The sequence below is a fragment of the Undibacterium sp. Ji22W genome (assembly GCF_049340305.1).
GTDB lineage: Bacteria > Pseudomonadota > Gammaproteobacteria > Burkholderiales > Burkholderiaceae_D > Undibacterium.
On the sequence record NZ_JBMPOU010000003.1, the window covers coordinates 399,435 to 420,109 of the forward strand.

Here is a 20,675-nt window from a genome sequence, read left to right on the forward strand (position 1 = left end):
TTACTAATGAGACTTTGCTAGGCGCGCATTACCGCAAGTTATGGCTGAGGGCTAGAGGGAGATCTAGTGTGGATAACGCGTGCCAAATCCGTGCATAAAGAATGCAGCGATTATGAAGGCTTAGGCGCCACTGACTTTTTTTCCAAAATCCGATTCTATCTTTAAAAAAGCGGTCAATATCAAGCCGGGCACTGTACAGAGACAAGCCCACATAAAGAAACTTCCATAGCCAAGATATTGGGATAAATCACCACTAAAAGCGCCCGGTATCATCATGCCTGCAGCCATGAAGCCGGTGCAAAGCGCATAGTGCGAGGTTTTTTTCGGACCGTCGGCAATCATCATCATGATCATTAAAAATGCGGTAAAGCCAAAGCCATATCCAAATTGCTCTATCGCCAGTGCGGTCGCGATGACCGTTAAATTTTCAGGTTGTACCAGCGCTAAGAAGACAAATGCTAGATTGGGCAAATGCATGGTCAATACCATAGGCCAAAGCATGCGCTTTAAGCCATGGCGCGAAATCAACCAACCGCCGAGCAAACCGCCTATCGTCAAGAAAGCGATTCCAATGATGCTATACACTACGCCAAACTCTTGATTGCTGAGACCTAAGCCGCCCTTGGCGCGCGGGTCTAGCATAAACAAGCTCACTACCTTTAAAGCCTGTCCTTCGCCGAGACGAAATAAGAGAATGAAAAGGATCGCAAAGATAATCTCCTTCTTTTGAAAGAATTCGCGAAAAGTCGCGGCAAATTCAGCGAGAACCTGTTGAGTAGTCAGCTTGCGCTCTGACGCTGCGAGGCTGCTTTGATCGCTCGTAGGACGCGGCAATATCGCAGCATGGTACAGCGTTAATGCGATAAAAATAGCAGCTACTACCATCAACACAATGGACCACGACTGAGCTATGTCTTGATTGTGCTGTGTCAATCGTCCAACAAAGATCACCGGTATGCCACCACCGACAATGTTTGCGATACGAAAAAATAAACTACGGACGCCGACGAAAGCGGCTTGCTCTGAGCTGTTGAGTGCCAACATGTAAAAACCATCTGCTGCAATATCATGGCTGGCGGAGGCAAATGCAATGAACCAAAACACCAGCAGGCTAATCGCGAAAAAATACGGCGTATGCAAACTTAAGGCGAGTGCGGTCAGTCCTGCACCGATTACCATTTGCAAGGCGATAATCCAAGTACGCTTGGTCTTGATAATGTCGATTAGAGGTGACCAAAGTGGTTTTATCACCCAAGGCAAGTAAAGTAAGCTAGTGTAAAAAGTAATGTCGCTATTCGAAATGCCTAAATTTTTGTACAAGACACTAGACAGTTGTTGCGCAATGACAAACGGGATAGCGCCAAGGAATGCCAAGCTCGGTATCCACCAAAGTCCGTTCTTTTGTGTCAAATTTGCTGTCATGAGAGTCCGTTCGAACGACGAGAGTGAAGGTCAACGAATTGAGTTAAATTGAGTTAGCTTCGCAAGTGTCATAGGTGGCATCGAACTACGCCAATCACTTGTTGTGCTAACGGTATGCGTTAGGCTTATACACTAGCATAGATAGCGGCGATGTAATCTCGACAGTTGTTGGGGCGATCACTTCCCAACAACGACAGGGCTGCGCAGTTTGCACCGATTTTTATTTCTGATTCTAGGGCTTAATAACACTTAAATTGGGAGTGCGAATGCGGAAAAACGGGCACAGGGCTAGGCTATCGCTGAAGGAAAGCATCTTTGAAAAGATGCTTCGTTGCGTCAGCGAGCAGCATACTGCTCGAAACCCTGACTTCACCGTCAAGGCGCACCGCAGTGAATCTTAAACTGCGGCACTGCAAGCGACTTGCAACAACGCCATGTGCCCGCGAGTTTATCCAATTCGCCCATTCCCGAAGGGTTCAAACCAAAACACCGGATGGACAGCGAGAGGTTTATTTCTGCTCTTGTCGAGACACCAGCCTCAGCGGCGAACTACGCCTTGCCATCCACCTTTTGGCTTGAACGCATCTCCCGATTTAATTGTTAACAGGCCCTAGACAGAAATGGTAGCAAGTCAGGCACGGCTTGGTTCTTAATTGAACTGTTTAAAATCCGGCTTACGTTTTCGGAAAAATGCCATCATCGCTTCGCGCGCTTCTGGCTGTGACAACATTGCACCGAAGTGGGCATTTTCTTCGCTCATCTTGTCGCGGATTGCTTTCGGCTGATTTGCTTTCATCAAACTCCCGGTCAAGTGTATGGACTTTACTCCTTGGGCTGCCATCTTAGCGCTGTGTTGCTCTAACAGTGAATCGAATCACCTTAACTCATGCCCAAATGTCAGCGAGGGCTGACGTTAATTCTGTAGAGTTAATTTGCAGAGAATAGCATTGATGCAGCTATGCCCTTGGCAAGTTCGCTTCTATCGCGGCTATCATTTCGGCCAAATTTGCGCGTTTAGAAATGCCAGGGCGGCCCCCAACAATACCGTCTAACGCTTGTACTTCACTTGGTGACACCATCGCAGTGAGATAGACAAACGGAATGGTGGCGGTGTGTACATCCGCGGCAAGTGCTGCAAGGACGGCACCTCCATCCATTTCAGGCATATCGATATCACATAGAATTAAGTCAGGCAATTCAGCCTTAGCGATTACGTGCGCGACCTGAGGTTCTGCACAAAGAATTAATTGATAATGGTTACCCAGCATACGCTGCAGATAATTGAGAACCATTTCATCATCATCAATGGCGAGAATACGAATAGTGGACATAGCTCATGTTTCCTGTAGTTTTGAGACGAAGATCAGGCGATATCGCCATCTTCGCCGAGATGTTCTTCAATGATGGGAACTTCTCTCAGATGTTTTTTCAACTCTTGTGCTTGAATATGCTTTCTCTCAAGCGTTTCAGTTTCGGTTTCGATTAGTTTACATTGTTGGGCAGCCCACGAAAAGCCATACAACGAAAAACTTCCTGACAGCTTATGCGCTATGCTGCGCACCTTTTCGCTATTGCTGTCGATGATGGCCTTTTCTAAATCGGTAACGAGCGTAAAGCGTGAACTTAAATATATTTCGATATCGACGATGAGATTGGGATGAATTTGAACTTGATCCCAATCCGAAGTTTGTTGTTCGATCGTGGGTGTAATTGCCATTAAATTCAGTAATTCTTCTACTGAAGCCGGTTTGCTAAGACAATGGTCAAAGCCTAGGTTTAAGAAACGCCTATGGCTCTCGATCCCGTCATCAGAGGAGAATGCGACAATGAAACTCGGTTGTTGCTGTCGTGCCTGTTGTAAGTTGCGGATCGCACCCAGCGCATCGATACCATTCATAACAGGCATTTCTATATCCATCAGAATGAGATCGGGTCGTTGTTGCAGGCAAGCATACCAGCCAAATTTCCCATTCAACGCAGTTTGCACGCCAACCCCAAATCGCGCTAACTGATGGTGAATGACCTTGGCATTGTAGATGTCGTCATCGACCATTAATACACACGGTTGTCCGTCACGTTGAACTTTGATGATTGCTTGGTCAGGTTCTGCCGAAACGATTCCTTGATCGTAACTGGGGGTAATCAAAGTTCCGCGATACGCTGGTAAACTTAAGGTCAATGTTGTTCCCTCAGTTTCGGATGTTCGCATCGCTAAATCACCATTTTGCACCCTCGCTAATAGGCTGGAGGAATAGGTGCCAAGTCCAGTGCCGCCTTCTTTACCTAAGGTTGCATACTTTTCAAAGAAATTAGCCCGCAAAGTTTCTGGTACTGTTGTGTCGTTGTGGATGCTGAGTTTTACCATCTCGCTTTGTTCGATAAGCAGAGAAACCACCGATTGATCGCTAGCAGCTTCAATCGCATTTTTGACTAAATTCGCGACACAAGAATAGCAAAGTGAAGTATCTGCCCAAACCCATGTCGCTTGTTCGCGCTCAATAAATTGAAATTTGAGATGTTTTGCAGTTGCATGGACACGTAAATCGTCGATCACCGTATTGATGATGGCAGTGAGATTGGTGGCCTCGGCATGAAGTTGGTATTGACCTTTTTCCATTCGATAGAGATCAAGCGATAAGTTCACCATATTCAAGGCTCGCCGTGCTGCCCCTTCAATCATTTGCAATAACTCTTCACTGCCTTCGGCATTTTGTCTCAGCAAGGCTGGTGCGGCAGCAATACTGGCGAGCGGGGTCTTGAGATCATGGCGCGCAATACGCTCTGCATCTTCACGGGCCAAAATCGCTTGTCTGAGGTCGGCATTCTTTTGATCGAGTTCAATGGCACGGGCGGCCAATTCAGCCCGTAAACGTTCAGAGCACATCATCAAGAAAGCCGTTGTACCGATGACTGGGAGAATCGAAGTGCTAATAGGGGTCAGGACATTGATGAAATGTTCATTCGATAATATAGTCTGTGCGTCGCGTAAATACATGGCGTAATACACAGCGCGAAAACCCATGAAACAGATCAACACTAAGAAGATGCCAGCAAGACAGATTCGACCTATCGCTCCGCGCGACTGTCTATGCTTGACTAGGCTATAGCTAGAAGCAGCCATAGCAGTGTTCCAAACTAACGCCGCAATACAAACTCGGACCCATAATAAGGGGGCGACGACAGTGAACCATGTTAAAGCAAAGGCACCGATTGCTGCGGGCAAAAAAATCCAAGGCGTATCGGGCAGATGGTCAAAACGACGTATCGAGCGCCAGTAGAGGGTAAATCCGAGAAAAATTGACGTATTTCCGACGGGAAGCAACAGCCAAACAGAGTCTGGGCTCTGTGCAGCTAAAAGTAAAACACCACCCGCCGCAAGTAAAGTACCGATGCGCCAATCGGTGGCTGCAGGACGAATCTGTCGCGACAAGCCACGATGCATGAGCCCTAGAATAGCGCCGTTGAGCAGGGCGAAGGCAGTGGTAAGTATGAGTGCGGTACGAGGATCCATATTTGACAAATTTCACGTCAGTTCAACATGAGGTGAAGATCGGGGAAATCGTCAAGACTGTCAAGTCGTTAGGGGTATTTTGGATGATGATTGATGTGGAGATGGCGGTTTCGACGTATTTATACGAAATTGATCGACGTGCAAGTCTTAGAATCTTGCATTCGATCAGAGCCATTTCTCCACTAAGGATTTGATCAATTTCCCCATAAGTTAACTAGTTCTTTGTTAGCGTGAGGGGAAATTCCATTTAGTTGAATTGTTTAAAGTCCGGCTTACGCTTTTGGAAAAATGCCATCATTGCTTCGCGGGCCTCGGGTTGTGACAACATTGCACCGAAGTGAGCATTTTCTTCATTCATCTTGTCACGGATCGCTTGTGGCTGATTTGCTTTCATTAAGCTCTTCGTCAGACGTATGGATTTCGCTGGCAGAGCAGCGATTTTAGCGGCTTGTTTTTCTGCATAGGGTAGCAACTCTTCGAGCGGCAACACCTTATTAATAAAGCCCATTTCAAATGCTTCTTGCGCCAAGAATGCTTCGCCAAGTAATAATTTTTCTGCAGCGCGCTGATAGCCAACGATTTGCTGAAATACCATGCTTGATGCATATTCCGGGCAAAGGCCGAGTGGTGTGAACGGCATGGAGAACTTGGCATTGTCAGCCGCATAAATCATATCGCAATGCATCAAAAGGGTGGTGCCGATTCCAACGGCATTTCCAGCCACAGCAGCGATCATCGGCTTTTGTGCATCGTTTAAAGCATGCATGAATTGATACACCGGTGGCATTTCTTCAGAAGCTAAACTACCAGCATGTTTCATGAAGTCTTCCAGATCATTCCCCGCAGTGAAAACCTCTGGTTTGCCCGTTATTAAGATCACGTTGACGTTTTTATCGTCGTTGGAGGCATTAATTGCATCCGCCATCGCTTGATACATACCGAAAGTAATCGCGTTTTTCTTTTCTGGACGGTTGAAATTGATGGTCAAAATACCGTCGTTGATGTGGGTCAGAATTTCCATGATGTCTCTTGAATTAGTTAGGTTGTGCGGATGGCCGATGTTTGTTTTGTTGGATCAACCATTGTAAAGCTTGTTGCCACAAGCTGTGTCGAAACTCCGCTCTAAAAAAGCCGAAGTGACCGATCCGTTTTGCTTGGATATCCTGCGGCTGAATATAACGACGTTCGATCGGTGCATGGCTGAAATAGTCATGTAGGCCATCGATGTTTCTGCGCCCCATCATTTCATCATCGGTAAAGCTCATGCTGAGAATCGGCGCGGTAAATTGTCGATGATAGGTGAGCATCGCCGAGCCATTTTCATCGACGAAATAGCGCTTGTCTTTGCACCAGCGAGACCATTGATAAATAACACCTTTAGGAAGGTTGCCCACTTTACGTAATTTCTTGCCTGGGAAATAACCGCAAACACTTGTGTACAAAGGAACCAGAAAATACCAGAGTAGCCATACCATCCGTTTCGTTGGAGGCGCGTTATGACGCCAGTAACCAGTGCCCGAACCGACGGTCAACATACCATCGATAAGATGATTGTCAGGCAACAGACCTGCAAGCTGTCCACCGAGTGAATGACCGATGACGAGTAACGGAACATCGCTGCGCCAAGCCCGCGCAGCCAAGAGTGCAGAGTTGTAATCTAGCTCGGCCCAATCACTGATATCAGCATCAAAACCACGCAAAGAATTGGCAAACTGCGGCGGCACAGATTCACCCATGCCGCGATAGTCAAAACTCAACACAGCAAAGCCATGTTCACACAAGAACTCAGCAAACGGCGCGTAAAACTGCTGCTTAACACCCATCGCTGCAGGCATCAATACAACGGCCCGCACAGCACCTGATGGCGAGTATTTTCGTCCAACCAGACGCGTGCCATCTTTAGCAATAACTACAGCGGTTTCAATCGTACTCATAGCGACTCCGTAAAAAAACCGCACAGTGTTAGGTGTGCGGTTTAGTTTCTTGCAAAGTATTCGATAGTAAAGCTTTGTTTGCCGCAGAAATTCCAGCTCAGGGATGCAGCGCAAGGCGCGAGGCGCAGCAATATGTCGATATTGCGAGTACCTTATTTGCAACCTCGACGCCGCGATACGCCCTGAGGTGGGATTTATGCGGTAAACAAATTACATGCGCTCAAATATCCCTGCCGCGCCCATACCCGTCCCCACACACATCGTCACCATACCGTACTTCAACTTATTACGTTGCAAAGCATGGATAGTCGTGGCGGAGCGAATCGCACCTGTTGCGCCCAGTGGGTGACCCAAGGCAATCGCGCCGCCCATAGGATTCACTTTGGCTGGGTCGAGACCAAGGTCTTGTACCACTGCCAAAGATTGTGCTGCAAACGCTTCATTCAATTCGAACCAGTCGATTTGATCTTGTGTAATGCCCGCTGCTTTACAAGCCGCTGGAATCGCTTCTTTAGGACCAATACCCATGATTTCTGGTGGAACGCCGCGTACTGCGAAGGAGGCGAAACGTGCCAATGGCGTCAGGTTGAATTGCTTCAAGATTTTTTCGCTAACCAAAATCAAAGCACCTGCGCCGTCGGAAGTTTGTGAGCTATTACCTGCAGTCACAGAACCTTTTGCCGCAAATACTGCTTTGAGTTTTGCTAGACCTTCGAGCGATGTATCTGGACGTGCACCTTCGTCGCGACTCACGGTACGTGTTTTGAGTTCGATTTCGCCTGTGAGCAAATTCGGTACACGGTCGATGATTTCGAAGGGTGTCGTTTCAGCGTCGAAGTAACCAGCTGCTTGCGCCGCCAATGCACGTTGATGGGATTGCAGTGCGAAAGCATCTTGTGCTTCACGGCTGACTTTCCATTGTGCTGCGACTTTTTCTGCTGTTAAACCCATGCCGTAAGCGATACCGGCGTTTTCATCTTTCAAGATCGCCATGTTCATCGATGGATTGCTACCCATCATAGGAACCATGGACATGGATTCCACACCTGCTGCGATCATCACATCGGCTTGGCCAACGCGAATACGATCTGCTGCCATAGCGACTGCTGTGATACCAGAAGCGCAGTAACGATTGATCGTCACACCGCCGATCGTATTTGGCATGCCAGCCAAAAGCACGCCCATACGAGCGATATTTAAGCCTTGCGCGCCTTCTGGGAAAGAACAACCAACGATGGCGTCTTCGATCAGTTTAGGGTCAAGATTTGGCACTTGCGCCAAAGCGGATTTCAATACCCCGACCAGCAAGTCATCTGGACGTGTGTTGCGGAACATACCACGGCCCGATTTACCGATAGGGGAACGAGTTGCCGCGACGATGTAAGCGTCTTGTAATTGAGTAGTCATTGTCGTGTCCTCGATTAGTTACGTACTGGTTTGCCGGTTTGCATCATGCCCATGATGCGCTCTTGCGTTTTTGGATGATTTAATAATTCCATAAACGCTTTGCGTTCCATGTCGAGCAACCATTGTTCGCTGACCATGCTGCCGTTGTCGATGTCGCCACCGGAAACGACTTCCGCAATCATTTTGCCGAGCTTAAAGTCATGCGCAGAGATGAAACCACCGTCACGCATATTGATCATTTGTGCGCCGATGGTCGCGATACCATGACGGCCAGTGACTGGTACCAGCTTGCGCATAGGTGGACGATAGCCAGCGTCAAACATCGCGCGTGCTTCGACTTTAGCAACATGCAATAATTCATACGCATTGAAAACGATGACGTCGTTTTGATCGAGGTAACCCATCTTCTGTGCTTCTAAGGCTGACTTAGATACATTCGCAGTTGCTGCATTCGTGAAGTAGTTCTTCAAGAATTGCAGGAGGTCTGTACCTTTTGCATCTTTGGCTGCGCGTACTGCGGCTTCTTTCAGACCGCCACCGCCTGGAACCAGACCTACGCCAACCTCAACTAAACCGATATACGATTCCAAAGCTGCTACACGTTTTGATGCGTGCATCATCAGTTCGCAACCGCCACCGAGTGCTAAACCAGCAACCGCAGCGACCACAGGAACATTCGCATATTTCAATGCTTGGTGCGCATTTTGCAATTGAGAGATTGCTGGCTCGATGGCTTTCACACCACCAGACATAAACAATGGCAACATTGCTTGCAAATCTGCACCGGCAGAGAAAGCACCGCCTTCAGCTGCATCAGCGTGCCAGATCACCAAACCTTTGAAATTTTTCTCAGCTTCTGCCAAGGCTTTTTCCATACCAGCGACAACGCCTGGGCCGATCACATGCATCTTCGTTTTGAAGGACAGGATCAAGACATCATCATTCTGATGCCAGATACGGACAGATTCATCTTCAAAGAATGTCACGCCTGCGGTAGCGCCAGTTGCGGCGCCTTCACCCATTACTGGTGCACGGAATGCTTGACGATCGTAGACTGCCAAACCTGAACGTGGTGCGAAGGTGTTGCGGCTGATAGACCAAGAACCTGCGGAGCTATGTACGCCAGCGTTGTCAGCGACCGGGCCTTCAAATACCCAAGCTGGCAAAGGTGTTGCGCACAACGCCTTACCTGCATCGATGTCTTCCTTGACCCAAGTGGCAACTTGCTGCCAACCGGATGCTTGCCATGTTTCGAATGGACCGACATTCCAGCCAAAGCCCCAACGCATAGCGAAGTCGATATCGCGTGCATTGTCAGCAATCGTCGCGCCATGAATCGCGATGTAGTGGAAAGCGTCGCGGAAAATAGACCACAAGAACTGTGCTTGCTTGTTAGTCGATTCACGCAAGGATTTCATCTTCTTGACAGGATCTTTTTCCTTCAAGATGCGGCCAACCAAGTCGTCAGCCTTAGCGCCACCAGCAACATAAGTGCCGCTAGCGAAATCTAAACGCTGAATATCTTTACCAACTTTCTTGTAGAAGCCTGCACCTGATTTGGAGCCGAGTGTGCCTGCTGCCACCAATTTTGCCAACACTTCTGGTGTTTTATAAACAGCGAAGAATGGATCATCTTGCAAGTTGTCTTGCATAGTTTTGATCACGTGCGCCATGGTGTCGAGACCAACCACGTCTGCAGTACGGAAAGTACCAGAAGAAGCGCGACCGAGTTTTTTACCAGTCAAATCATCGACCACGTCAACGCTCAGGCCGAATTGTTCTGCTTGATAGATGGTTGCCAACATGCCGAAAATACCAACGCGATTCGCGATGAAGTTCGGTGTGTCTTTAGCGTGAACCACGCCTTTACCCAAAGTCGTCGTCAAGAATCCTTCGAGTTGATCGAGAATATCAGAACGTGTTGCTGCAGTTGGGATCAATTCGACCAAGTGCATATAGCGTGGTGGGTTGAAGAAATGAACGCCGCAGAAACGCTCTTTCAAGCCAGCGTCGAAACCTTCAGACAAAGCAGTGATCGACAAACCGGATGTGTTAGAAGCGAAGATCGCATTTGGCGCGATATGTGGCGCTACTTTCTTGTACAGATCATGTTTCCAATCCATACGCTCTGCAATCGCTTCGATAATTAAATCGCAGCCAGCCAAGACATCGAGGTTGTCTTCGTAGTTAGCGACTTCGATCAATGCTGCATCGTCTTTGTCACCGAGTGGCGCTGGGTTGAGTTTTTTCAGATTCTCAATCGCTTTGAGAACGATGCCGTTTTTCGGACCTTCTTTAGCTGGCAGGTCGAATAAAACGACAGGAACTTTGGCATTGATACAGTGCGCAGCAATTTGCGCTCCCATCACACCTGCGCCGAGCACGGCGACTTTTTTGACGATGAAATTAGGCATTGGATTACCTTTACATTAAATTCAAACTTGGTTGGGGGTATTGCAAAACAATTGATCTACACTTTTTATTCCCCCTCTCCCGCAAGCGGGAGAGGGGTTAGGGGGGGGAGTTCAGCATACTCAACAATTATTACTAGCTGATTGCTCATTCAATTCGAGAAAAAATAAGCTTCATCTTTCTCAAGCACCCTCACCCCAACCCTCTCCCGCTTGCGGGAGAGGGGGAACTGAAAAACTATTTAGAATAAATCGGCTTCTAAGGACAATAAATTCGCAGAACCAGAACGTGCCTGACGGATGCACATTGCTGTTTCTGGGTATAAGCGTGCGAAGTAGAAACGGATCGTTGCCAATTTCGCTTTGTAGAAGGTGTCGTCAGAATCTTGTTTTGCCAAAGCGATTTTCGCCATTTGTGCAAAGAAGTAGCTGTAGACCAGATGACCAGCAACGCGCAGATACGGAACCGCAGCAGCGCCAACTTCATCAGGATTTTGGAACGCCTTCATACCGATTTCCATCGTCAGTTTGGTGACTTTGTCGCCGAGCTCTGCCAACGGTGTGACGAACTCAGACATTGCTTCATCGGTACCATTTTCTTCAACGAAAGCTTGTACTTTTGCACCGAATTTACGGAGTTTTGCGCCGTTGTCTTGCAAAATTTTACGACCCAATAAATCCAGTGATTGCACCGTATTCGTACCTTCGTAGATCATGTTGATACGGGCATCGCGTACATATTGTTCCATACCCCATTCAGCGATGTAACCGTGACCGCCGAATACTTGCAAGCATTCAGAAGTGGCTGTCCATGCGTTGTCGGTGATGAAGGCTTTAATGATCGGTGTCAATAAAGCGACTTCGTCCGCGCATTCTTTACGTACTTCTTCGTCCGGGTGATTCAGTTCTTTGTCGAGTTGTAATGCAACGTAAGAACAGAAAGCACGTCCACCTTCGGCCCAAGCTTTTGCTGTCAACAACATGCGACGTACGTCAGCGTGAACGATAATTGGATCCGCTGGTTTGTCCGGTGCTTTAACGCCTGACAAGCTACGCATTTGAATACGGTCTTTAGCGTAGATCAAGGCATTTTGATAAGCGACTTCAGTCAAGCCCAAACCTTGCATACCGACGCCTAAACGTGCCGCGTTCATGAACACGAACATCGCGTTCAAGCCTTTGTGTGGTGCGCCGATCAGCGTGCCGACTGCGCCATCCAAATTCATCTGGCAAGTGGAATTGCCATGGATACCCATTTTTTCTTCGATCGCGCCGCAGAAAATAGGATTACGTGCACCGATGCTACCATCAGCATTCGGCATGAATTTAGGTACGAGGAAGAGGGAAATACCTTTAGAACCTTCAGGTGCATCTGGCAAGCGTGCTAACACCAAGTGAATGATGTTTTCTGCGCAGTCATGTTCACCCGCGGAGATAAAGATTTTCGCACCAGTGATTTTGTAAGTGCCGTCGCCTTGTGGTTCTGCTTTAGAACGCAGCATGCCGAGATCAGTACCGCAGTGTGGCTCAGTCAAACACATGGTGCCTGTCCATTCGCCAGAAGTCAGCTTTGGTAAGTACTGTGCTTTTTGTTCAGGTGTGCCATGCTCATGCAAACATTCGTAGGCGCCGTGTGACAAACCTGGGTACATAGTCCAAGCCTGATTACCGGAGTTCATCATTTCGTACATGGAATTGTTCATCACCAGTGGCAAACCTTGACCACCGTATTCTGGGTCGCAAGAGAGTGCAGGCCAGCCCGCTTCCACGTATTGCTGATAGGCTTCTTTAAAACCTTTTGGTGTAGTCACGCTGTGCGTGGTTTTGTCATGGTGACAGCCTTCGCGATCACCGGAGTGATTGATAGGGAAAATCACTTCGGAACAAAACTTGCCACCTTCTTCCATGACTTGATTGATAATGTCCGCATCAATTTCAGCGTACTTTGGCAATTCTTTCAGTGCCGCTTCTACCCCCAACAATTCGTGTAAAACGAACTGCATATCGCGTAACGGAGCGATGTATTGACCCATGATTTATCTCCTCTGGACTAAATAAGTTTTAAATAAGTTCTAAATAAGCTTTGAAAATTTAAGTACTGAAAATCTATCTTGCCTTATGCCGCCGATTTGAGTGGTGCATAAGATTGAATCATTCGTTCAAAACCTGTTTCAGCACGATTAACACTGCCAGATTTTTTTAAAAACCGTGCGTCGTGGTGTAAAGCTAAAATCAATCCATACATTTCATAAACGATTTGTTCTGGATCAACCTCTCTCTGCAAATGTTGGAATTCTTGCGCCTGCATAGTGGCACGTAACAGTGCACCTTGCCATGCATTGACCATTCCCACTAACTCATCCCGTATTGGGCCTTGGCGGTCATCGTATTCGGTTGCACCGCTGATATAAATACAGCCAGAAGCAATTTCTCGTGTCACGCGTTGCACCCACAGTGCAAACATCGAGCGCAAACGAGGTAGGCCACGAGCTTCTTTCATACTAGGATAAAAAACTTCTTGTTCAAATAAATGGTGGTACAGCTGAAGTACTGCAATCTGTAAATCTTCGCGCGAACCGAAATGTGCAAAGACGCCTGATTTACTCATATTCATTTGTTCAGCCAGCAGGCCTATCGTGAGTCCTTCCAAGCCATGACGACTGGCCGACTCTAAGGCCGTTTCAAGTATCGCTGCGCGGGTAAGTTCACCCTTACGCATAAACTTCGATGTGATATTCATGAATACAAATATTTTTCCGGTTGTCGCTGGTCGCTGCTGATTGAAGTTGCTTGCGGGTGGTTCGATTCAAAACACGCCTCAGGCAGTCTTTCGGTCATGAATCAGATCACAATAAAACGGTACTCAATAAAATAATCGAACGACCGTACTATTCAACATGCGACTTCAAAAGTCAATCGGAAAAAAGTCATTAGAATGGAATACCTATAAGACTGTGCAAGATCGCAACGCCTTGTGAATACAGGTATTACACATATAAAAATGCCATCATCCTGTCGTCACAGAAATGATGGCATTGTGCGAATTGCGAATTTGCTTAAATCCCTGTCGTTAAAACTCTTCCCACGAGTCAGTCTTTTCCTTGGCGGGCGCAGAATCGGCTTTTTCAGCTTTCAAACGTGCGGTTGACATCAAGGGCCTTCTTGCAGGGATTTTAGCGACACTTTTGACGGTGGTTCTTCGTGTCGCGGTCGGTATGTGAGTGCTGCTAACTTGGTCGATTTTAAAGACACTGACTACGTGGACTAAGTTGGCAGCCTGTTCTTGTAGAGTGGCAGAGGCAGCCGCTGCCTCTTCAACCAGCGCGGTATTTTGTTGGGTGACACTATCCATTTGCATGATGGCTTGATTGATCTGATCAATTCCACTACTTTGCTCTTGCCCGGCAGCGGTAATTTCGCTAATGATATCGCTGACACGCCTGACGCTTTGCACGACTTCTTGCATGGTGGTGCCAGCACTGTCGACCAGACGCGTCCCTTGGCCCACTTTTTCTACAGAATCATTGATTAGCTCTTTGATTTCTTTCGCTGCGCTCGCCGAGCGTTGTGCTAAGTTACGTACCTCTGACGCAACTACAGCAAAACCACGTCCCTGCTCTCCAGCACGGGCAGCTTCAACTGCTGCATTTAAAGCCAAAATATTGGTTTGAAACGCAATTCCATCAATAACACTAATAATATCGACAATTTTTTTCGATGATTCATTAATGGATGTCATCGTCGAAACCACTTCTGAAACGACACTGCCTCCTCGTTCAGCGATAGACGTCGCTGTTTGCGAGAGGACGTTAGCTTGTTTTGCATTTTCGCTATTGTGCTTGACAGTCGCGGTAATCTCTTCCATTGATGATGCAGTCTCTTCGAGTGAACTAGCTTGTTCTTCCGTGCGACTGGATAGGTCTAGATTGCCACTCGCGATTTCAGTGGCAGCACCATTAATTTGTTCAGAACCCGCCCGCACTTCAGAAACCACGGTCAATAAACTAGTATTCATTTCTCCTAAAGCACGGATTAATTGACCTGTCTCGCAGGCACTTTCTGGTTCGACTTTGCGTGTCAGATCACCTGCAGCGATTGATTGAGCCAAGCCGACTGCGTTTTTGAGTGGTGTAGAAACAATTTTCGCCAACCAAATCGCCATGAAAAATCCAATAGCAATACTGATTAACATGGCAAGGATGATCATCTTGCGAGCGCTTTGGAATAAAGTATAGCTATTGCCCGCTGCGGCCTGTCCAGCAACAATTTGGGCATCAACAATTTTGTCCAGCATGCCGCGCATTTTTTTGTTGCTATTTGAAGATTCTGTGCGGAGGAGGTGAACCGCCTCCTGTGTTTTGGACTCTTTCGCCAGATTAGCGATCTTGCCGGAAATAAGTGTGTAGTCGTTGAACGCGCTAAGCAACTCGTCGAGCGCTTTCTTATCTTCGGGGGTATCGGCGTTTTTCACAAAAGCGGTATGATTTTTGCGAAACGCTTCGATTGCTTCGCCGGTGCGTTCTTGATATTTCTTAACTTCTTCGGCATTTTCTGCGGTGGCGAGTTGTGCCTCTTGTGACCGCATCCGGGAAACGCTTTCTTTCATGCCCATACCACTAATTGAACTGGGCATCAAATCATTCCCGATTTCATCCGTGGCATGATTAAGGCTGGTTAACTGAATGATGGAGAATATACCGAGAAAACAGGTGAGCAAAAGTACTGCGATGAATCCAAGAATAAGTTTCGTGGCAATTCTAAGGTCGTAAAATGCTTGCATTTGAATCCCCCTTGAAGTAGCACTTTTATGTGCCAACCAAATTTGATCGCTAGTTAGAAGAAAGAATATTGCAGAAGATTAATATACGCTGAATTCAAATTGAATAATTGAAAAAATTTGTAAATTTAGATATTGAGTTGCGTAAATGTTTAAAATTCTTGATTCACGCGAGAGTTTGTCGATTTTGCAGATTTTCGCATCGAGTTAATCGATCAGAATATGGCTGAGTTGCCTTCTTTGACGTTTGGTCGGGCGCTGCTGTAGTTGTGCCGCAGGTTCAGTCTGGAATCGCCGCAACTCGCTCTTTTGTTGCCGTTTTGCGATACTTTCAGCCGTTTCGGCATACATGGATTGTGCAATCGTCGCGGAACCACGAATTTCGATAATTTTTACTACTTCAATTTGCCAGAGTTGCTCCGCATGGTGAATTTCTAGCAAGTCTCCAATTTTGACTGCGTGGGCTGGCTTTACTCTGAGCTCATTTTGTAAGACACGTCCAAGTTCAACCGCATTGCTGGCCAAGCTACGTGTTTTGAAAAATCGCGCAGCCCAAAGCCACTTGTCGATTCGGGTGCTGTGTAGAGAATTTGTTTGCATGGCGTGGAAGTGCGAATTAATAGTTAACGATATTGACCTAGTGTCGCAATACGCATTATTGTGCGATAAAAAAGATAAGCCAGCCTATGCTTGACGCGGCGATACAACGATTGGTGAGTCATGCAATGTGGATCAATTTGCACAGCGTCTTGTAAGCCTTGTTGTAAATGCTGCTTTAGATTTTCAGCAAAATTTTTGTCGATGATGACAATATTCGCCTCATGATTTACAAATAGACTTAGGCCATCAAAATTGCTTGAACCGACGGTGGCCCAGTCATGATCAATCACTGCGACTTTGGCGTGTAATTTAGTCTTACGGTATTCAAAAATCTTAACACCACTGGCTAACAGCTTAGAATAATAGGATTGCGCAACCGCATCTTGCCAGTCGAATTCGCCTACACCTAATAAAAGGCTGACATCAACACCACGTTGCGCCGCCTTGATCAATCCATTCCGAATTTTGCGTCCTGGAGCAAAGTAGGGATTCGCCAAAATCGCCGTGTGACGTGCCGAACCGAGTGCTTTTAAATAGGCTTTTTGTATCGTGCTCCGATTGCGTAAATTATCGCGAATCACCAGTGCGGCCTGGCTCAAGTGATGCACCGTGGTGCTGATAGGTTTGCGCAAATTGACTGCCAGTTTAAGCCTCTGCAGCAATTGTAGTTTACCCATTTTCAGCCACTGGGCAATAATTTCTGCATGAATACTCTGTACTAAGCTACCGCGCACTTGTACCGAAAAGTCCCAACGCGGAAAAGGAAGCACCTTGTTTCGCCCATCGTCTGACAGACAATCATCAATGATATTGATGCCGCCTATGAATGCAATTTCTTGGTCGATTGCCGCCAGTTTACGATGGGTGCGCGCCAGTCCGCGTCTAAACCAAGGATTGAACAGCCGGCATTGCACACCCGCTTGTTGGAATAAAGTCTGTAATGGTTGGGTATGATTGCCGCCACCGACCCAATCAATGATTAATTGCACGCAGACACCGCGTTGTGCCGCAGCGCATAAGGCATCAGAAATTTTCTGTGCACTTGGATCAGTGGCATAAATATAGGTCTCTAATAATATTTCATGTTGGGCATGATGTATTGCCTCAATTAGTGCTGCAAAAAACTGCTCGCCTGTGTGCAGTAACTGCAATTGATTGCCATCATAAAACGCCAGCCTAGACATGATGTATCTGCAAATGATTGAGTTTGAGGTCAACACAGATGGGGACGTGATCGGACAATTGCGACCAGGGCTTACCGCTTAGTACATGAGCATGTTCAACATGAAAACCCCGTAAATACACGCGATCTAAGCTCAGCCACGGCAGCCCGGCGGGGAAGGTGCGAGCATGCGTTGATGGGGATTGAAACAGGGACTTCATTGATGTCATTGCTGTGCGTTTGATGGCGACTTCTGTATGATTCTGGTGCGCGACATCAAAGGCCTCAATCACGCCAAGTTCTTTATACAAAGTGTGACTTAGACGTTGGCTCCAGTCGTTGAAATCGCCGGCAATGATGACCGGCTGATTTTTATCGACCTGTTCATGCACCTGCGTAATTAAGGCCTGAATCTGACGTCGGCGGCTGGCAGCAAATAATCCCAGATGAATGACAAAACAATGTGCCAATACGTCGCCTAATTGCACGCGTACATGCAAAATTCCTCGCTGCTCGTAAGCATGATCTGAGACATCGTGATTGGTGGAGTGCAGAATCGGTAAGCGGCTGAGTAAGGCATTGCCATGATGCCCGTGTTCGTACACGGCGTTCATACCATAGGCTGAAGTGTGCGAATCCCCCGCTAAGAATTCGTGCTGCCCCTGTTCTGGCCAGTCACTGTGTTTTTTTGCATGATGGTCATGTTGTCCCTGAACCTCTTGCAAAAATATCAGATCGGCATCCAGCAATTTAATCGCTGCTTTGAGATCATGAATGCGTGTGGTGCGACCAAATGCACTGACACCTTTGTGAATATTGTAGGTGGCAATCCGAAGTTTCATTTGCTCGCCTTTGTTAGTGCATATCGAAAATGAGTGCTAATTGAGTGCTAGTTGAGAATAGATCCGCATTATTCTCAGTGTTTTGCAAGGCCGTGCCTGTGTGGTAGTTGCAATATTGCCTCAGCATTCGATGCTGAGAAACACAAATCAGCCGCTTCCTGCAGAGGTAACCACTGATAGCGCAAATGCTCGCGTGGAGCTAGTGTAACCGAAGTTGTACGCGGCACACAAAGGCCGAAGACGTATTCCGTATTTTGCGTGATTCCGGGTGCGTAACGATGACGCCAGGTTGGGTAAATTTCATACACATTCGATAACTGCCAATCACTTAAGGTATGCGCCTGTGTGTCTATCCCAGTCTCTTCCAGCACCTCGCGCTGGGCGGTCCATTCCAGTGCTTCATCTAGGCTATCTTTGGAACCAGTCACCGATTGCCAAAAGCCAGGCTTATCTGCGCGTTCAAGCAAAAGGACTTCCAGTTCTGGAGTAAAAATGACGACTAAAACAGATTCTGGGATTTTGTATGTGCTGCTCATAATTTATTGATAGCACAGGGTCGAGTGCGTTTGGCTGAATGTGTTATCAGTATGCCATAAATTTATTACGTAAAAAAAGTAAGCGGCTCTACTATTGTTTGCAAAACGTGACATGCCAATAAAAAACGGCAGAACAAAGTCTGCCGTTTGATTTTTGTCGCGACATATTCGGTTGGAAACCGGTGCGATTTGACGTGCGCTTAAACGACTTTAGGCTCCGCCGCACGCAAACGAATATGCAATTCTTTCAATTGCTTTTCATCGACTTCAGACGGTGCTTGCGTCAGCAAACATTGTGCACGTTGCGTTTTCGGGAACGCAATGACGTCACGGATTGATTCTGCACCGGTCATCATCGTCACGATACGATCCAAGCCGAACGCCAAACCACCGTGTGGAGGCGCGCCGTATTGCAAGGCGTCGAGCAAGAAACCGAATTTCAACTGTGCTTCGTCGTCATTGATCTTCAAAGCACGGAATACTTTGCTTTGGACATCAGCGCGGTGAATACGCACAGAACCACCACCGAGTTCCCAACCATTCAAGACCATATCGTAGGCTTTAGCGATACATTTACCCGGATCTGTTTCCATCAAATCTTCATGACCATCTTTTGGTGCGGTGAATGGATGATGCGTTGCAGTCCAACGATCATTTTCTTCATCGTGTTCGAACATCGGGAAGTCGATCACCCACAATGGACGCCATGCATCTTCAAACAGACCATTGTTTTTACCAAATTCGCTATGGCCGATTTTTACGCGCAAGGCACCAATCGCATCGTTCACGACTTTCGCTTTATCCGCACCGAAGAAAATCAAATCGCCGTCATTTGCACCAGTCAATTCCAAGATTTTTGCCAAGGCTGCATCGTGCAAGTTTTTCACGATAGGGGCTTGCAAACCATCGCGACCAGCGGCTTTGTCGTTGACTTTGATGTAAGCCAAACCTTTAGCGCCGTAGATGCGCACGAATTGATCGTAAGCGTCGATTTCAGAACGAGGCATGCTGCCGCCACCTGGTACTAACATACCGACAACGCGACCATTGTGCATGTTGGCTGCGTTGGAGAAGACTTTGAAGTCGACGTCTTTCATGACCTCGGTCAAATCGGTGAATTGCAATTTAACGCGCATGTCTGGCTTGTCGGAACCATACAGGCCCATGGCATCAGCGAAGTCCATGACTGGGAATGGATTTGGCAAATCGATGTCCAGTGTTTTCTTGAATACGCCACGGATCATGCCTTCAAACATATCGCGAATTTCTTGTTCGTTCATGAACGAAGTTTCGCAATCGATCTGGGTGAATTCTGGTTGGCGATCGGCACGCAAATCTTCATCGCGGAAGCACTTGGTGATTTGGTAGTAGCGATCAAAGTTTGCCACCATCAACAATTGTTTGAACAATTGTGGCGATTGCGGCAAGGCGAAGAAATTGCCGGCATTCACACGAGATGGTACCAAATAGTCACGTGCACCTTCAGGTGTGGATTTGGTCAACATCGGTGTTTCGATATCGATGAAGCCGTTTTCATCGAGGAATTTACGAACTTCCATCGCGACTTTATAACGCAAGCGCAAATTGTTTTGCATTTGTGGACGACGCAAGTCCAAAACGCGGTGCGTTAAACGTGTTGTTTCTGACAGATTGTCATCATCCAATTGGAACGGTGGCGTGACGGACGGATTCAGAATTTCTAAGTCGTGGCACAAGACTTCGATCTTGCCAGACTTCAAATTATTGTTGATCGTGCCATCTGGACGATTGCGTACGATACCGGTGATGCGTAAGCAAAATTCATTACGGACTGTTTCTGCGTTTTTAAAGACTTCAGCGCGATCAGGATCACATACCACTTGCACCAGACCTTCACGGTCACGTAAATCGATAAAAATCACCCCACCGTGATCACGACGGCGATGCACCCAGCCGCACAGGCTGACGGTTTGGCCGAGTAATGCTTCAGTAGTAAGGCCGCAGTAGTTGGTACGCATGGACATAATTTCTTACCTGTTTTCTTTGAAAAGTTAATAGCGATGACGTTAATTCGTTAATACTGATTCTTTGATT

General features: G+C 47.2%; 15 protein-coding genes and 1 pseudogene. All 16 read right to left on the reverse strand.

What is annotated here, in order from left to right; all coding sequences use genetic code 11:
* Positions 1–120 precede the first annotated feature (120 nt).
* The gene (locus ACO0KW_RS14325; RefSeq protein ID WP_423053925.1) at positions 121–1,422 is read right to left on the reverse strand and encodes an MFS transporter; all 1,302 of its coding nucleotides are present in this window, start codon (positions 1,420–1,422) and stop codon (positions 121–123) included.
* A gap of 649 nt (positions 1,423–2,071) precedes the next feature.
* Positions 2,072–2,182, reverse strand: a pseudogene (locus ACO0KW_RS14330) (enoyl-CoA hydratase); the annotation flags it as partial.
* A 196-nt stretch (positions 2,183–2,378) separates the two neighbouring features.
* Positions 2,379–2,753 carry a response regulator gene (locus ACO0KW_RS14335; protein WP_423053926.1) on the reverse strand — a complete coding sequence of 125 codons (375 nt, stop codon included), beginning with the start codon at positions 2,751–2,753 and terminating at the stop codon, positions 2,379–2,381.
* A gap of 32 nt (positions 2,754–2,785) precedes the next feature.
* Positions 2,786–4,933 carry a hybrid sensor histidine kinase/response regulator gene (locus ACO0KW_RS14340; RefSeq protein WP_423053928.1) on the reverse strand — a complete coding sequence of 716 codons (2,148 nt, stop codon included), beginning with the start codon at positions 4,931–4,933 and terminating at the stop codon, positions 2,786–2,788.
* A gap of 247 nt (positions 4,934–5,180) precedes the next feature.
* Positions 5,181–5,954, reverse strand: coding sequence for an enoyl-CoA hydratase (locus ACO0KW_RS14345; protein ID WP_423053930.1), 774 nt, complete (start codon positions 5,952–5,954; stop codon positions 5,181–5,183).
* Between the two features lie 13 nt (positions 5,955–5,967).
* A complete protein-coding gene (locus ACO0KW_RS14350) occupies positions 5,968–6,867 on the reverse strand; it encodes an alpha/beta fold hydrolase (protein ID WP_423053931.1) in 900 nt (299 codons plus the stop codon).
* A 210-nt stretch (positions 6,868–7,077) separates the two neighbouring features.
* A complete protein-coding gene (locus ACO0KW_RS14355; RefSeq protein WP_423053932.1) occupies positions 7,078–8,274 on the reverse strand; it encodes an acetyl-CoA C-acyltransferase in 1,197 nt (398 codons plus the stop codon).
* 14 nt (positions 8,275–8,288) lie between these two features.
* Positions 8,289–10,688, reverse strand: coding sequence for a 3-hydroxyacyl-CoA dehydrogenase NAD-binding domain-containing protein (locus ACO0KW_RS14360; RefSeq protein WP_423053933.1), 2,400 nt, complete (start codon positions 10,686–10,688; stop codon positions 8,289–8,291).
* Positions 10,689–10,927: 239 nt separating this feature from the next.
* Positions 10,928–12,718 carry an acyl-CoA dehydrogenase C-terminal domain-containing protein gene (locus ACO0KW_RS14365; RefSeq protein WP_423053935.1) on the reverse strand — a complete coding sequence of 597 codons (1,791 nt, stop codon included), beginning with the start codon at positions 12,716–12,718 and terminating at the stop codon, positions 10,928–10,930.
* Between the two features lie 83 nt (positions 12,719–12,801).
* Positions 12,802–13,404 carry a TetR/AcrR family transcriptional regulator gene (locus ACO0KW_RS14370; protein ID WP_423054670.1) on the reverse strand — a complete coding sequence of 201 codons (603 nt, stop codon included), beginning with the start codon at positions 13,402–13,404 and terminating at the stop codon, positions 12,802–12,804.
* 351 nt (positions 13,405–13,755) lie between these two features.
* On the reverse strand, positions 13,756–15,465 hold the full coding sequence (locus ACO0KW_RS14375; RefSeq protein WP_423053936.1) for a methyl-accepting chemotaxis protein: 1,710 nt from the start codon (positions 15,463–15,465) through the stop codon (positions 13,756–13,758).
* Positions 15,466–15,669: 204 nt separating this feature from the next.
* The gene (locus ACO0KW_RS14380; RefSeq protein ID WP_423053937.1) at positions 15,670–16,062 is read right to left on the reverse strand and encodes an RNA-binding S4 domain-containing protein; all 393 of its coding nucleotides are present in this window, start codon (positions 16,060–16,062) and stop codon (positions 15,670–15,672) included.
* 23 nt (positions 16,063–16,085) lie between these two features.
* Complete coding sequence (gene clsB, locus ACO0KW_RS14385) at positions 16,086–17,246, reverse strand: cardiolipin synthase ClsB (RefSeq protein ID WP_423053938.1); 1,161 nt, start codon at positions 17,244–17,246, stop codon at positions 16,086–16,088.
* Positions 17,239–18,066: an endonuclease/exonuclease/phosphatase family protein gene (locus ACO0KW_RS14390; RefSeq protein ID WP_423053939.1), complete on the reverse strand. Its 828-nt coding sequence runs from the start codon at positions 18,064–18,066 to the stop codon at positions 17,239–17,241. Before ACO0KW_RS14390 ends, clsB begins: the two co-directional genes overlap by 8 nt.
* A 74-nt stretch (positions 18,067–18,140) precedes the next feature.
* Positions 18,141–18,602 carry a dihydroneopterin triphosphate diphosphatase gene (gene nudB, locus ACO0KW_RS14395; RefSeq protein WP_423053940.1) on the reverse strand — a complete coding sequence of 154 codons (462 nt, stop codon included), beginning with the start codon at positions 18,600–18,602 and terminating at the stop codon, positions 18,141–18,143.
* Between the two features lie 200 nt (positions 18,603–18,802).
* Positions 18,803–20,605 carry an aspartate--tRNA ligase gene (gene aspS / locus ACO0KW_RS14400; protein WP_423053941.1) on the reverse strand — a complete coding sequence of 601 codons (1,803 nt, stop codon included), beginning with the start codon at positions 20,603–20,605 and terminating at the stop codon, positions 18,803–18,805.
* Between the last annotated feature and the right edge of the window lie 70 nt (positions 20,606–20,675).

Bases quoted from the DNA above. Each gene is read 5' to 3' on its own strand.
- ACO0KW_RS14325 (WP_423053925.1), bottom strand. From the start codon at position 1,422: ATGACAGCAAATTTGACACAAAAGAACGGACTTTGGTGGATACCGAGC.
- ACO0KW_RS14335 (WP_423053926.1), bottom strand. From the start codon at position 2,753: ATGTCCACTATTCGTATTCTCGCCATTGATGATGATGAAATGGTTCTC.
- ACO0KW_RS14340 (WP_423053928.1), bottom strand. From the start codon at position 4,933: ATGGATCCTCGTACCGCACTCATACTTACCACTGCCTTCGCCCTGCTC.
- ACO0KW_RS14345 (WP_423053930.1), bottom strand. From the start codon at position 5,954: ATGGAAATTCTGACCCACATCAACGACGGTATTTTGACCATCAATTTC.
- ACO0KW_RS14350 (WP_423053931.1), bottom strand. From the start codon at position 6,867: ATGAGTACGATTGAAACCGCTGTAGTTATTGCTAAAGATGGCACGCGT.
- ACO0KW_RS14355 (WP_423053932.1), bottom strand. From the start codon at position 8,274: ATGACTACTCAATTACAAGACGCTTACATCGTCGCGGCAACTCGTTCC.
- ACO0KW_RS14360 (WP_423053933.1), bottom strand. From the start codon at position 10,688: ATGCCTAATTTCATCGTCAAAAAAGTCGCCGTGCTCGGCGCAGGTGTG.
- ACO0KW_RS14365 (WP_423053935.1), bottom strand. From the start codon at position 12,718: ATGGGTCAATACATCGCTCCGTTACGCGATATGCAGTTCGTTTTACAC.
- ACO0KW_RS14370 (WP_423054670.1), bottom strand. From the start codon at position 13,404: ATGCGTAAGGGTGAACTTACCCGCGCAGCGATACTTGAAACGGCCTTA.
- ACO0KW_RS14375 (WP_423053936.1), bottom strand. From the start codon at position 15,465: ATGCAAGCATTTTACGACCTTAGAATTGCCACGAAACTTATTCTTGGA.
- ACO0KW_RS14380 (WP_423053937.1), bottom strand. From the start codon at position 16,062: ATGCAAACAAATTCTCTACACAGCACCCGAATCGACAAGTGGCTTTGG.
- clsB (WP_423053938.1), bottom strand. From the start codon at position 17,246: ATGTCTAGGCTGGCGTTTTATGATGGCAATCAATTGCAGTTACTGCAC.
- ACO0KW_RS14390 (WP_423053939.1), bottom strand. From the start codon at position 18,066: ATGAAACTTCGGATTGCCACCTACAATATTCACAAAGGTGTCAGTGCA.
- nudB (WP_423053940.1), bottom strand. From the start codon at position 18,602: ATGAGCAGCACATACAAAATCCCAGAATCTGTTTTAGTCGTCATTTTT.
- aspS (WP_423053941.1), bottom strand. From the start codon at position 20,605: ATGTCCATGCGTACCAACTACTGCGGCCTTACTACTGAAGCATTACTC.